The sequence below is a fragment of the Photobacterium sanguinicancri genome, assembly GCF_002265265.1.
GTDB classification, from domain to species: Bacteria; Pseudomonadota; Gammaproteobacteria; order Enterobacterales; family Vibrionaceae; genus Photobacterium; species Photobacterium sanguinicancri.
In genome coordinates this window covers 16,485-30,650 of sequence record NZ_NOIF01000043.1, presented here as the reverse complement: position 1 = coordinate 30,650, position 14,166 = coordinate 16,485, and the positions used below count along the sequence as shown (strand labels likewise).

9 protein-coding genes are annotated in these 14,166 nt (G+C 43.3%); 6 read left to right on the top strand and 3 right to left on the bottom strand.

The features are described from left to right. Positions 1-410: 410 nt before the first annotated feature. The 4 genes from ASV53_RS09135 to pflA all read left to right on the top strand — a co-directional run bounded on the left by ASV53_RS09135 (position 411) and on the right by pflA (position 8,290). Positions 411-2,030, top strand: a complete 1,620-nt coding sequence (locus tag ASV53_RS09135; protein ID WP_094956865.1) for a response regulator — start codon at positions 411-413, stop codon at positions 2,028-2,030. Further along, positions 2,024-6,241: a transporter substrate-binding domain-containing protein gene (locus ASV53_RS09130; protein WP_094956864.1), complete on the top strand. Its 4,218-nt coding sequence runs from the start codon at positions 2,024-2,026 to the stop codon at positions 6,239-6,241. The genes ASV53_RS09135 and ASV53_RS09130 overlap by 7 nt, the downstream gene beginning before the upstream one ends. Next, positions 6,222-7,415, top strand: a complete 1,194-nt coding sequence (locus ASV53_RS09125; RefSeq protein WP_094956863.1) for an EAL domain-containing response regulator — start codon at positions 6,222-6,224, stop codon at positions 7,413-7,415. The genes ASV53_RS09130 and ASV53_RS09125 overlap by 20 nt, the downstream gene beginning before the upstream one ends. Before the next feature lie 134 nt (positions 7,416-7,549). Next, the gene (gene pflA / locus ASV53_RS09120) at positions 7,550-8,290 is read left to right on the top strand and encodes a pyruvate formate lyase 1-activating protein (RefSeq protein ID WP_062688082.1); all 741 of its coding nucleotides are present in this window, start codon (positions 7,550-7,552) and stop codon (positions 8,288-8,290) included. A gap of 128 nt (positions 8,291-8,418) precedes the next feature. Here the strand turns inward: pflA and ASV53_RS25425 are convergent, their stop codons facing one another. The 3 genes from ASV53_RS25425 to ASV53_RS09110 all read right to left on the bottom strand — a co-directional run bounded on the left by ASV53_RS25425 (position 8,419) and on the right by ASV53_RS09110 (position 10,831). Then, positions 8,419-8,571, bottom strand: a complete 153-nt coding sequence (locus ASV53_RS25425) for a hypothetical protein (RefSeq protein ID WP_189337851.1) — start codon at positions 8,569-8,571, stop codon at positions 8,419-8,421. A 337-nt stretch (positions 8,572-8,908) separates the two neighbouring features. Next, the gene (locus ASV53_RS09115; protein WP_062688081.1) at positions 8,909-10,060 is read right to left on the bottom strand and encodes an iron-containing alcohol dehydrogenase; all 1,152 of its coding nucleotides are present in this window, start codon (positions 10,058-10,060) and stop codon (positions 8,909-8,911) included. Positions 10,061-10,153: 93 nt separating this feature from the next. After that, on the bottom strand, positions 10,154-10,831 hold the full coding sequence (locus ASV53_RS09110; RefSeq protein ID WP_094956862.1) for a type 1 glutamine amidotransferase domain-containing protein: 678 nt from the start codon (positions 10,829-10,831) through the stop codon (positions 10,154-10,156). Between the two features lie 215 nt (positions 10,832-11,046). On the opposite strand from ASV53_RS09110, the gene ASV53_RS09105 reads away from it, so the two are divergent. Both ASV53_RS09105 and ASV53_RS09100 read left to right on the top strand, forming a co-directional pair. Further along, positions 11,047-11,955: a LysR family transcriptional regulator gene (locus ASV53_RS09105; protein ID WP_094956861.1), complete on the top strand. Its 909-nt coding sequence runs from the start codon at positions 11,047-11,049 to the stop codon at positions 11,953-11,955. A gap of 373 nt (positions 11,956-12,328) precedes the next feature. Beyond that, positions 12,329-14,083 (top strand): formate--tetrahydrofolate ligase, encoded by a 1,755-nt coding sequence (locus ASV53_RS09100; protein ID WP_094956860.1) that lies wholly within the window; start codon positions 12,329-12,331, stop codon positions 14,081-14,083. Positions 14,084-14,166 lie beyond the last annotated feature (83 nt).

The following is a 14,166-nucleotide window of genomic DNA, read 5'->3' as shown; positions in this document are numbered from 1 at the left end:
GCATTAATTACACTTGGATTTTGACAGCTCTGGAGGATCGTTCAACCGATCATATTTACGCTAACTGATCGGCATTAGACCTTATGGTCGGTTTTTTTATGCCTATTGCTTATTCTATCTCAAGCAGACAGCAAACAGAATGATGGGCTGTATAACAGCGATAATTGTTACATTTCACAAAAATAAACACCTCTAACCAGATACCATACTGAATGACGTTTTGTTTATTGCCAAAGCCATCACTCTCACTTATTATCTGCGCAAAACACCCATTCCTTGTATCAATGTCAATTTCAGGATGAATACTGCTTAGCTATACACTAAGCAATGCACTTACCAGATTCAGGTAACCCACAGGGATATAACGCTATGTATAATTTAATATACGCTTGAGTAAGGTAATAAATTTAATGCGGCAAGATAGCTCTGTACTTGTTGTAGACGACTGTTCGATCATCCAACAGACGACCAAGCTGATCCTACAAAACTGTGGTTTCAACCCTGCCAATATCCACACGGCAACCAACGCCAGTGATGCAATTAAGATGTGTCAGAACAAAGTGTTCGATATTCTTTTTATTGATTTTAATCTTGGCCATGGCAGCACTGGGTTGCAACTACTTGAGCATCTATCGCAAAAAAAACTACTGGCACATTCGCCAATGGTATTTGTGATCACAGCAGAAGATTCAATCCCAGTATTCATGGGTTTTGCTGAGTTTGAACCAGACGACTACCTGATCAAACCGCTTCGTACCGATGCTCTACAACAGCGCCTACAAGCTAGCTTTTCTCAGCGTCAACTCAATAATCACGTCCATACTGGATTTAAACTTTCAGGGGTTTCCGGCGCCAAAGTGGCATTGCAGCAAGCAAAAAGCACCAAAGCATTTCGCCAAGCGATTACAGCTTTGTGCAAGCGATTAACCCTTGATGGTGAGCACCAAAAAGCAACAGCCTTATTAGCAAGCTTTGTTCCTAAGCACCCTTATTTACCTGCCCAACTCTTGTTGGTTGAGCTGTATTTACTACAGCATGACATCACATCTGCAAATGCGGTGCTAACAGCTATACGTGTTAGCCACCCTAACCATTTGCTAGTACTTGACCTTAGTGCAAAAATTGCCTTAAAAAACCATCAGCTCACAGATGCAATGCAATATTGGCAGCATGCCCAACAACTGAGTTATACCAACCTTGATCGCCAGTTTTCAATCTTTTGGTTAGCACAGGTCAATAACACACAAAGTGCGTTTTCAAGGCTACGAGAAGCCTGTGTGCATATCCAATATTCTATTTGGGATATGCCTCGCTATCATGCGCTCTTATTTGTGAGTCAAATTGAGCAAGAGATCGTTCAAAAACATACCATTGAGCGTCAGTGGCTAATGCAAACTTCACAGAAAGCTCTGTCTGTGGAAGATCGTGCTTTTGTCTCAGTATTAAAAGCGCTGCAAGCAGTGAAAAAAGGCGATAACTTTAAAGCCTATCGCTATTTGCAACATGACTACATTACAACAGCCGAAGAATTACGAGAAAGTAGCTTTGAATTCAATGCTATTTTGCAGAAAGTCTATCGTCACCTCTGCATGACAAAATCAGAAATAAGTACACTTACAAAGCTTGATAAGTTGAGTCATGATGAAAGTAACGCCTCACACCGTTTACTCAAAAAACTCTGGCTTAAACGCCAGCGGAACTCTTTGAACACAGAAACGCAAGCCTACCAGCAGGCACTATGTTTATTTAACGAAAAACAATATAAACAAGCAGGCCAAGCATTACTGAACATTTGGCCGAACTTTCGTTTCGATCATGTCATTGCACGCCAATTAATTGAGCTATTTAGTTTAAATTTATTACCACTGACCCACCAGCAGCGTGAATATTTAATGGAAGCCCGTTGGACATTTGAGGCATTAGCCGAACCACCGACTTGGTATCAAACACTTCGTGCTCAAGACGATGCGTTTGCAACTCCGATAGAACAAATGACCGCTAAAGCATCAGGAAGCACAACATCATGTTAAGAGTTATTCTGTTTGTTATTTGTTTTATCGCCCCTACTTTCAACGCACTAGCCAATGATCTTCAGGTTCAGCCCATATTTACGGATATAAAACCCGCAACGACCATACCCACAATACAAAATAAAGTACTGCGCATTGGCTATCCGAATTTTGATTGGGCACCATTTACTTATGTCTCTGATCGCGGTCACATGGCAGGTTTACTACCAAGTATTGTGTATGAAATTGCAAAGAAGAGTGGTTACACAACCCAAACGGTCATTTACCCGAATTTTGACGATGTACTAAAGGGATTTAACAACAACGAAATTGATATTTTAGTGGGTGTATCATCAACATTTGAACGTAAAAAAATCATGCACTTTAGTAAACCACTGGTTGTGGTACCTATGGCTGTGGTGAGCAAAGACCCTTCTATTCAGAATATTCAAGACCTAACGGGCCAAGTGATTTCAGTTGAAAGTGGCTTTGCCATTGAAGAGCAACTGCGTCAATTAGCCAATAAAAAATTAAATATTGAGCAATACTCATCTAGTTCAGCAGCCTTTAATGCTATGCGGATTGGAGATGCAAATGCCTACATTGGTAATGCCATTACATTACGGAACATGCTTTCACGTGAAGATGATCGTGGGGCTATTTCTTTCCAGGAATTACCCGATCTTCCGTATGAAAGGCTCTACATTGCCAGTCACAAAAACGATGCCACTATCATTGCGGATTTAAATACTGCATATGAATCACTAAACCAGCACCTATTGGCATCAATTTATGATACTTGGCTAACAACGTCTCAACAGCGTTACCTAAACATTGAAAATAATCTGAATTTAACACCAGAAGAACAACAATGGCTTGATAGTCACTCAACCTTAAAAGTTGCTTACCACCCCAATGACTTTCCTTATCAGTTCAGTGATAGTGAGGGAACGATGAGAGGGATCAGTGCCGACATATTAGCCGAAATTAGCAAGCTGCTAAAAATACCGCTCTCTACGATGCCGGTAACATCGTTGCAAAGTGTGCTACCACAATTAGAAGCGCAAGATTTCGATATGATTGCAGCTGTCACTTGTACTGCTGATCGCAAAAAATTTATTAACTGTACTCAGCCTTATACCGAAGAGAGCTGGGTCATGGTTGACAATACGGGCCAAGAGCCGTTCTCAAACATAAGTAAAATTGGTGTACTTAAAAACCGCTACGGGCATGCATTAAGCAAAAAACTGTTTGAAGGTAATCCCCTTGCCTTTTATGACAATAATGAAGAACTTCTCACCGCTGCAATTAATGGCAAAATCGATGTTGCTGTTATATCGATCTCAAGCGCATCCTCATTACTGCAAAGCGAATTCCTTGGCCGCTTACAAATCATCGATAGTAAATTAGATTCATACCATCACCCCGTCGGTATGGCCGTATCAAAAGATAACCGCTTATTACGAGACTTGGTGAATAAAGCGCTCAATGCTATTCCACCACAAAAGTTCAGCGAAATAGATAAGCAATGGCAAACCGTAACCGTTCACAAAGGCATCCCGTATAAAGAATTACTGCTATGGGGCGCCATCGTCAGCGCCATTTCAGCACTGATAATATTTACTATCATGTACTGGAACCGCAAGCTAACCAATGAAGTAAAACAACGTAAGCAGGTAGAGCAGCAACTCACTTATCTTACCAACAACTTCGATGGTGTTTTGCTACAGCACGTTCAGCGTAGTGATGACCCAAGTGATATTAAATTGCTTTTTGTTAGTAACAAAGTACATGAGCTCATCGGTATTTCAGCGAGTAAATTATTTGCTCAGCCTATGCTTATTTTCCGATTACTAAAGCAGCGTGACGATAACAACGATATTCTCACTGCTATGCGTGACGCCTGCTTAAAAGGCTACTGGAAAACAGAGTTACAGCTTAAGAGCCGACAAACAAGCCAGCGTTGGATCGAGGTTCGCTGCCACATCACGCCACAGGGCGATGACTGGCAGTGGAATACCATATTGCTCGACATTACACAAATGAAAGAGCAACAGCATGAGCTTGAACTCGCGCGTAAAGATGCTGAAGCGGCCACGGTAGCAAAATCGCGTTTTCTTGCGATGATGAGTCACGAGATCCGTACGCCTATCAGTGGCGTATTAAGCTTACTTGAATTATTAACACCATATGTTTGCCGCCCTGAAGCCAAAAGTATCCATACCAGTCTGGTACAGTCAGGCAATAACTTACTTAATATCGTCAATGACGTTTTAGACTTTTCAAAAGTTGAAGCTGGTAAGTTGAGCCTCAGTGTTGAACACTATGACATGGCGAATTTGATCCACGAGGTGGTTAGACCCCACGTTGTTCACGCCGAACAAAAAGGTGTGCGATTTAAGCTATGGGTTGATCCTGCTGTCGCAGAAACCATGGTTTTTGATCCACTTCGTTTACGTCAGATCATGAATAACCTTTTAAACAATGCGACCAAATTTACCGATCACGGTCATATTGGTTTATTGGTTGATGTCGCGAGCCTGCATGATAACCAACAAACCTTACGTTTCACCATTGAAGACAGCGGAATTGGCATTAGTAACCGCGATATCCAAAATTTATTTCAGCCTTTTGAACAAGCTGATATTAGTAGCGAACGTCGTTTCAGCGGAACGGGCTTAGGCCTTTCTATCTGCCGCCAATTGATACAACTCATGGGGGGAGAAATACATGTAGAAAGCCAAGTAAATATTGGTAGCCAATTTATTTTTCACCTCACATTCCCAGTGATTGCCACATCCACAAATAGCAAGCTATTGCCAAATTGTGGCTTAATAAACTTGTCGGTCGAGCAACATTCAGCGTTATATTGCTACTTGAACAACTGGTCGGAACGATCATTTAATATCGAGGCATACAACCAGCAAGAGTTATTGGCCTCGTTGCAATTGCAGGAACAAAAACAAGCAGTCAATACTCTGATAATCACCGAGTATGACTTCCAGGCACTGCATTTGACTACCGAGTGGATAGCTGAGCATTTTTCCCATGTAAAATGGATTTTATTACGCCAGTCAAGTCTACTCTCACCAGAGCCGACAGAGCACGGCTGGATATTATCGCTGTCACCGTTAATGCCAATGCAGCTAAAGCATGTGCTGACCGTACAAGCTAATCCTTCCGTATTTACAGAGGGCTATCGTTCCGATATCAGAGAGCTACAACCGCCTGCCAACAATCAATTAAGTGTGACGGAAGAGGGTGTAGAAACGCTCATTGACGAAAATGTCGATTTGAAGCCCTTTAAAATTTTAGTAGCGGAAGATCACCCGATAAACCAGCAAATTATTGCTCAGCAGTTGCTGCAACTAGGCTATCGCGCTGATATTACAGATAACGGGCAATTAGCATTAAATGCACTACATCAGCAAGATTATGATCTGATCTTAACGGACTGCCACATGCCAGAATTGGATGGTTATGGCCTTGCATCGGCGGTGCGACAACAAGGTTTCCGTACACCGACGGGGAAACTAATCCCGATTATTGCCCTGACAGCCAATGCTGCTGCCAGCGAGAAATCAAACTGTAAAGCCAATGGTTTTGATCAATGCCTGTTTAAGCCAGTGACACTACAGCAACTTGATACTGCGTTAGCACTATGGCTGCACCCCGATGCCGATATCACGCAGCATGAAGGATGTAGTTTTGATCTCGATGAATGGGACTTAGGGGATTTTTCGCCTAGTGAAGAAGACAGTAGCAATATATCTGGCTCTTTAATTTACGAGACCTTTACTGATGAACCTTCTCCTTTCGCTATAGAAGAAGCGATATTAAGCGCAGAGAAACAAAGCATCAAAGAACTGGCCTCTAATGAAGTCATTAGCCTTGCAAGTTTAAGTGCGATTTTTGGCGACCCAGCATTATGCCAACAAATTTTGCAGCAATACCATCAAGCCTGTTTAACCGACCTAGCCGAACTAAAACAAGCTGTACAAATACAAGATATTGATAATACGAGATTAATAAGTCACCGTATGAAAGGTGCAGCCAGAATGGTCGAATATCAATCGTTAGCGCAAGCCTGTGAGAATATGGAGCAACTCGCTCAACATCCTCAGGCTCTAACTGATGATAATGCAGTTAAAAAACAGCTAAAAGAAATTGAACTCCATATTCATCAACTAGAGCAGCAGGTCTCTGCATTCAATGAAAGTACTCTTAATTGAAGATCACGCTTTCCAGCGTCAAATAATGGCAACCCAACTGGCTCAGTTGCTGACTGAGCCAGAGGATGAAATCCAAACGGCCTCATCAGGTATAGAGGCTCTTGAAGCCATGGTCCGATTTTCACCAGATTTATTGCTGTGCGATTTAAATATGCCAGAAATGGATGGGATTACTTTTCTGAGCAAAATTGCAGAGCAAGCGTTCAAAGGTAGTGTGGTCATCACCAGTGCAACTAGCCAAGAAGTGATCCGCTCAGTCAGTAAAATGTGTACTGATTATCATCTAAATTTATTAGGTGCTTTAGCAAAGCCAGTACAGCTCGCCACGCTAGCGAGCATGGTTGAAAGTGCGCGTAATACAAAGGTCGAGACACAGTATGCCCGCCCTTCGATAGCGAGCATGGTCGATGAGAGCATCATAGAGAAAGCATTTCAGCAACATTGGTTTGTGCCTTACCTCCAACCGATTGTTGACATCGCCACGGGTCATTGGGTATCAACTGAGGCACTCATGCGCCTGCACCATCCCAAACTTGGCTTAATCAGCCCTAACGAGTTTATTCCTCTTATTAGCCAGCTAGGCAAAGATGCTGATTTAGCCCTATATACTTTAAACTACATCATTGAACATGCCGCATTACTAAAAACAAAGCGTGTGGCTATCAATATCACGTCGGCAACATTAAGCACCCCAGGTTTTGTCGACCATGTCCTGAAACGAGCTAAGCTCACCCCCAACTTACACCATAAAGTCTATTTTGAATTGACGGAATCAGACATGGTGAAAAATACTGGCCGTGCGCTTGAATCAGCCTCTCGTTTAGGAATGAATGGCTTCACCTTATCAATCGATGATTTTGGTACTGGTTTTTCATCTTTAAAACAACTTGAAACCCTACCGTTTGAATCACTGAAAATTGACATGGGCTTCACCAAAGCTATTACAACCAGCGACACTGCCTTAGCAATTGTCGAGTCTTGTCTATTTTTAAGTAATCGCCTCTCTTTAACCGCTATTGTGGAAGGGGTAGAAAATATCCAGATATGGCAACAGCTGCGCGATCTTAATTGTCAGCTGGCACAAGGCTATTTTATTGCGGCGCCTATGCCTATCGACAAACTCAATCAGTGGCATATTGAGTGGCAACAAAAAGTAACTGAGTTACACCCTTAGCGCTGATAACACCAACAACTGGACGGATAAACGCACAAAACCCTTACATTTTTAAAGACATTTTTGCTACTTTCACCTGTTGTTTTGTAATAAAATAACAGGCAAAACACGCACCACTGCGGAGAAGTAAAACAATGTCAGTAAAAGGTCGTATTCACTCTTTCGAGACCTGTGGAACCGTTGATGGCCCAGGTATTCGTTTCATCGTATTCATGCAGGGTTGCTTAATGCGCTGCCAATACTGCCATAACCGCGACACATGGGACTTGCACGACGGTAAAGAGATTACTGTTGAAGAGATCATGAAAGATGCCACTTCTTACCGTCACTTTATGAAAGCATCTGGCGGTGGTGTAACAGCATCAGGCGGTGAAGCCATGCTGCAACCTGAATTTGTTCGTGATTTCTTCCGCGCCGCTCAAGCTGAAGGTATTCACACTTGTCTTGATACCAATGGCTATATTCGTAAGCACACCGACGTGATCGACGAAGTGCTAGATGCATCTGATTTGGTCATGCTTGATATCAAACAAATGGATGACTCTATTCACCAAAACCTTGTGGGTGTGCCTAACAAACGTGTTTTAGATTTTGCCCGCTACCTGCACAAGCGTGGTCAAAAAACTTGGCTACGTTATGTTGTTGTACCGGGTTACACTGATGATGAAAAATCAGCGCACTTACTGGGCGATTTCATCAAAGATATGGATAATATCGAGAAAGTTGAATTATTGCCGTACCACCAACTTGGCGAGCACAAGTGGGAAGCGATGGGCTTTGAGTATCAATTAACGGGTGTTAATCCGCCGCCAAAAGAGACGATGGAAAACATCAAAAGTATTCTCGCAAGTTACGGCCATAAAGTGATGTACTAATTGGTTCACAAGTAACCCAATCAATTTATAAAGGAGAGCATGTGCTCTCCTTTTTTATAACCGCTGAACAGTCATCAAAACACAGCTATAGATCTGAGCTTATCAGTCTTGCCGTTTTTTATGCCTGATTAACGGGTATTCGCTTCGATCATCACAACAACAAAGCTAATGAGGCTAGCCATAATAAAGAGTGAGAGCAGCGCTGTATGCTGCCACTTGGTAACAGGCTCTTCTATCGCCATCGCATGTGTCGCTGTTTGGTTGTTGGTTGATTTATTCATATTATATTTATCTTCTTTTTATAGGCTGAGCACGCACAATAAAGAGAAGTCTTTCAGCAGCAAACCACCAGTAATGAAAAGCCAGTTTTCACTTTTAGCTATCGACAGTGGCACACCAATATCGGGCTATATAATTCAATAACTTGCTCATAGAATAAAGTCCACGATGCGACTTACTACGATATTAATCTGTAATAATACTATCAGTTTGACAGAAATGAGCGGGAATGAGTCATGTAAAAAGCCCTGTCAGTCTATACTCACAGGGCTTTAGATATTATCGTTATTAAGCCAGTAGCAGCACTGACTCAATACGTATTGCCGAAATGAATTTCGGTTATAAAGCGGCTTCTAGCACTTTACGGCTAACATCCAATGTCATGTCGCCATGCTCACCCAATGTCGTCATACCATGCTCTTCTAGTTGCGCCACGAGAACATCGATACTTGCAGCATCAAGATCCGCATCGCTTAGGCGAATTGGCATCCCCATAGCCTTGAAGAAGGCTTCTGTTTTCGCAATAGCTTGGTCGATGATTTCATCTTCAGTGCCATCAACAATGTTCCAAACGCGTTGTGCATATTGCACTAACTTGCCACGTTTTTGCTCACGCTGCACTTTCATAACGGCAGGTAAAACAATCGCCAGCGTACGCGCATGATCGATACCATATTGACCAGTCAACTCGTGACCAATCATGTGTGTGCTCCAATCTTGTGGAACACCCGACCCAATCAGGCCATTAAGTGCCATCGTTGCAGACCACATAATATTAGAGCGCACTTCCATATCATCGGGAGTTGCTAATACTTTTGGACCTTCCTCAATCAAATTCAGCAATAAGCCTTCTGAAAAACGATCTTGTACTTTAGCATTCACTGGGAATGTTAAGTATTGCTCCATGGTGTGAACAAAAGCATCAATCACACCGTTCGCCACTTGGCGCTCAGATAAACTTAGCGTGACTTTCGGGTCAAGAACTGCAAATAAAGGCTGAACATGAGGCGACATAAACGCTAACTTAGTGGTGCCACGCGTGATCACTGCGCCTGTGTTACTCTCTGAACCTGTCGCTGGCAAGGTCAACACACAAGCCATAGGTACTGCATCTGTTACTTTGGCATGCTGCGCCAAAATATCCCACGGTTGCTCACCTTCAAAGCGCGCAGCAGCTGCAATAAATTTAGTACCATCAACAACAGAACCACCACCGACAGCAAGTAAGTAAGTAATGCCTTGTTCTTTAATTTGCGCGACAGCTTTCATCAAAGTATCGAATTGTGGATTAGGTTCAATACCAGAGAACTCACTCCATTGGTGATCTTTAAGTGCGCTACTTACTTGATCGTAAACCCCATTCGCTTTAATAGAGCCACCGCCGTAAGTCACTAGGACTTTAGCATCAGCTGGGATCTGCTTGGCGATTGCAGCAATTTGGTTTTCACCAAAGAAAATTTTAGTAGGGTTGTGGAAGGTGAAATTAAGCATTGCTCATTCCTTTCGTGATTACGATATCGTTATTATGAATGCAGAGGCTATACCGCTAATGGGATTCTTCCACTAGCGATATAGTCGATTAAATTATTTTAAAGCATTTAGCAGCGCTTCCGCGACTGCTTCTGACGAGGCAGGATTTTGCCCAGTGATCAGCTTGCCATCTCGAATGGCTAGAGGGTGCCAATCTTGTGCAGACTCAAACTGTCCACCACGTTTAACTAATTCATCTTGGAGCAAGAATGGCACTACTTCTGCTAAACCAACAGCCGTTTCTTCTGAATTTGTAAAGCCTGTCACCGCTTTACCCGAAATAATAAACTCACCATGCTGATCTTTAGCATTAAGTAACACAGCAGGTGCGTGACACACAGCAGAAACTGGCTTTTGGGCTTGCCAAAACGATTCAATCAAAGCAATTGAGTCTGCATCATCAACTAGATCCCATAACGGACCATGCCCCCCCGGATAAAAAATAGCATCGTAGTCGTGTTCAGAGACATCGGCTAATTTCAGGGTATTGGCAAGCACCTGTTGGGCATCTGCATCTTGGTTAAAGCGTACAGTGGCATCTGTTTGTGATTGTTCAAGTTCACTATTCGGGTCAATAGGAGGCTGCCCACCCGCAGGAGACGCTAAGGTAATATCTACATTCGCATCCAAAAAGCGGTAATACGGTGCGGCAAATTCCTCGACCCAAAAGCCTGTTTTATGCCCAGTATTACCCAATTTATCGTGTGAAGTCAGAACCATTAGAATTTTCATTATTCGCCTCGTGTCGTCCGATTAAGCAAGTAACGAAAGTCTATGCCTTCCCTTAGATTCAGACAATGGCGATAAACTTGGCATCATTGTTCTAATAATTAGATCAATGTTAGCCTTTGTTCTGCTAAAGTCAGCAGACGTGATGACCTCAATACAACTTGAGCCTAGTACACGAACCCAATAAACAACTCAGGCAGACATAGGGGCGAAAAGCGATGGACGTATCATTTGAACAGCTCAAAAGTATGGTGGTCTTTGCCCAAATAGTAGAGCAAGGCAGCTTTTCTGCCGCCGCTCGACAGCTAGGGGTTTCCCGAGGCGTGGTGAGTTATCACCTGAAGAAGCTCGAGGATCATATTGGGATCCCACTATTGAACCGAACGACCCGTAGCATCAGCCTTACCGATGCAGGCCAACGCTATTACCTTCGCTGTAAACGGATCAGTGAAGAAGCCTCCGCCGCCAATCAACAAGTCGAAAACTTACGGGAAGAGCCGGAAGGAAAAATTACCATTAGCGCCCCTGTTAACATCAGCATGCACACCATAGTGCCAGCACTAAATGATTTCAAAACCCTATATCCTAAAATAGAAATCGACCTAAATCTGACTGATGATATTGTAAATATTATTCAAGAAGGCATTGATTTAGCAATCCGTGGTGCACCTTTGGCGGATTCAGGCTTGTATGCCCGAAAGCTCATGACGATGAAGAATACCCTTTGTGGCGCACCTTCCTACTTTAGCCAACATGGCCTACCACAAACCCCAGCGGAACTGGCTCACCATGAATGGGTGGTATATAAAAAGACCTCAAAAATTCAAACGCTGACCAAAGGGACACGCGCTTACAATGTCAAAATGCAAGGCAGTATTACCACTAATAGCGCCTCAGCAAGAACCGCTTTTGTCGTTGGGGGACATGGTATTGGCCGTTTACCACAATACGATGCATTGCCATTAGTGAAAGAAGGAAAGTTGCAGATTATTTTGGATGATTATCAGCTTAGTGATATTAATATTTACGGTGTTTATCCGCCTCGCGCCGCCGATTCTAAGAAGATGCGTTTATTGCTCGACTACTTGCAATCTCATTTCTCTCAGCAGCTCACTGACGGTTATTAATCTGGTAGGCAGGTTAACGGCTTTACATCTATCCTCCCTCAAGTCTGCCTACCGTAAATCCTCATCCTCCTGAGTAGTTACGACCAATAATCTGGGTGGTTATTCAGCGCCATAAAATTAATTTTGTTACCAACAACACATTTAACAAAATTGAAACAACAGACAAAGACCTTAATACCAAGACTTTTAGCTAGTTCTCGGAATTGGCTTTTTGATAGTGTTATAACCACCAACAAATCAACAACAGATATATCGGAATAAAACTATATAACCGTGATAAAATTGTGGTATAAAGCCACCGCAAACGATTGCGTGACCTGCCATAGCAGCTCAAAGCAGTGCTTCCCCATTGTTTAAAAAGGTATGAGCCCACATGAAAAGCGACATTCAAATTTGCCGCGACACCGCACTCACTCCTATTGACCAAATTGCGCTTAATGCGGGTATTGAACCGCAAGATTTAACGCCTCAAGGGACGTTAAAAGCCAAGGTCAAAACGTCGATTCTTAAGCGCCTAGCCAACAGTCCAGAAGGTAAACAGATTCTTGTTACTGCCATTACACCAACCCCATTAGGTGAAGGTAAAACAGTCACAACTATTGGCCTATCTCAAGGATTAGCTAAGATTGGCAAGCGCGTGATCGCCTGTATTCGCCAGCCTTCAATGGGTCCTGTATTTGGTGTCAAAGGCGGTGCTGCTGGTGGTGGTTACGCGCAAGTTGCACCTATGGAAAAGCTGAACCTCCATCTGACTGGTGATATTCATGCGGTAACGGCAGCTCATAACCTTGCTTCTGCAGCCATTGATGCGCGCGTATACCATGAAGAGCGTCATGGCTTTGATGTGTTTAGCGAAAAAACAGGTCTACCCACGCTTAGAATTGATCGCAATCGTATTGTTTGGCGTCGAGTAATGGATCATAACGATCGTGCCCTTCGCATGATCACTGTCGGTAAAAATGAAGAAGGTAAAACCATCAACGGCATTGAACGTGAAGATGGTTTCGATATCTCTGCGGCATCGGAATTAATGGCTATTTTGGCGCTTTCTACCGACCTTGCCGATATGCGCCAACGTATAGGCCGCATTGTGGTGGCTTACAACCTTGATGGTCAGCCTATTACAACAGAAGACCTGCAAGTTGCAGGCGCAATGGCCGTGACCATGTGTGAAGCCATTGAACCCACATTGATGCAAACATTGGAAGGTGTACCAACCCTGATCCATGCGGGGCCATTTGCCAATATTGCGCACGGTAACTCATCTATCATTGCCGATCGTATAGCACTCAAACTCAGTGAATTCACAGTCACAGAAGGTGGGTTTGGTTCTGATATGGGCTTTGAGAAAGCTTGTAATATCAAAGCACAACAAGCAGGTCGTGGTGCTGACTGTGCCGTGGTCGTCGCGACACTTCGTGGCTTGAAAGCAAATTCAGGGTTATACGACCTACGTCCAGGCCAAGCATTACCAGATGCGATTTTTGACGCTGATGAGAAAGCGCTGATTGCTGGCTTTGACAACCTTAAATGGCACATCAATAACGCAGCAAAATACGGTGTACCTGTAGTGGTTGCCATTAACCGCTTCCCACAAGACAGTGATGCAGAACTCAATCAACTTAAAGAGATGATCGCTAACGAGACATTTGACACCTATGTTGATGTCGCCTTAAGCGAGGCCTTTGGTAAAGGTGGTGAAGGCGCGATAGAACTTGCTCACGCCGTTGTTAAAGCGTGTGAAACACCAGCTAACTTCAAGCCGCTGTATCAATTATCACAGCCATTAGAAGAAAAGTTAATGACAGTCGCTGAAGTCGGTTATAGCTGCCGTGGGGTTGAATTATCAGAACTAGCGAAGCAACAACTGGCAGAACTTAAAGCACAAGGTCACGATAATTTAGCGGTTTGCATGGCAAAAACGCCACTATCAATCAGTCATGACCCTAGCATTAAAGGTGCACCTAGTGACTTTATCATTCCGATTCGTGAACTAAAATTGTGCGCGGGCGCAGGCTTTGTTTACGCCCTTTGCGGTAATGTCATGACGATGCCTGGTTTACCTGAAAAACCCGCCTTTATGAACCTTGACATTGATGCTGATGGCAACATTATTGGTCTGAGTTAATACACACCAATAGCCACAGATACAACAAGGCCACGCATTGCGTGGCCTTGTTATTTTATCGACTTAGATTATCGCGATTGTCT

Bases quoted from the DNA above. Each gene is read 5' to 3' on its own strand.
- pflA (WP_062688082.1), top strand. From the start codon at position 7,550: ATGTCAGTAAAAGGTCGTATTCACTCTTTCGAGACCTGTGGAACCGTT.
- ASV53_RS09115 (WP_062688081.1), bottom strand. From the start codon at position 10,060: ATGCTTAATTTCACCTTCCACAACCCTACTAAAATTTTCTTTGGTGAA.
- ASV53_RS09110 (WP_094956862.1), bottom strand. From the start codon at position 10,831: ATGAAAATTCTAATGGTTCTGACTTCACACGATAAATTGGGTAATACT.
- ASV53_RS09100 (WP_094956860.1), top strand. From the start codon at position 12,329: ATGAAAAGCGACATTCAAATTTGCCGCGACACCGCACTCACTCCTATT.
- ASV53_RS25425 (WP_189337851.1), bottom strand. From the start codon at position 8,571: ATGAATAAATCAACCAACAACCAAACAGCGACACATGCGATGGCGATA.
- ASV53_RS09125 (WP_094956863.1), top strand. From the start codon at position 6,222: ATGAAAGTACTCTTAATTGAAGATCACGCTTTCCAGCGTCAAATAATG.
- ASV53_RS09105 (WP_094956861.1), top strand. From the start codon at position 11,047: ATGGACGTATCATTTGAACAGCTCAAAAGTATGGTGGTCTTTGCCCAA.
- ASV53_RS09135 (WP_094956865.1), top strand. From the start codon at position 411: ATGCGGCAAGATAGCTCTGTACTTGTTGTAGACGACTGTTCGATCATC.
- ASV53_RS09130 (WP_094956864.1), top strand. From the start codon at position 2,024: ATGTTAAGAGTTATTCTGTTTGTTATTTGTTTTATCGCCCCTACTTTC.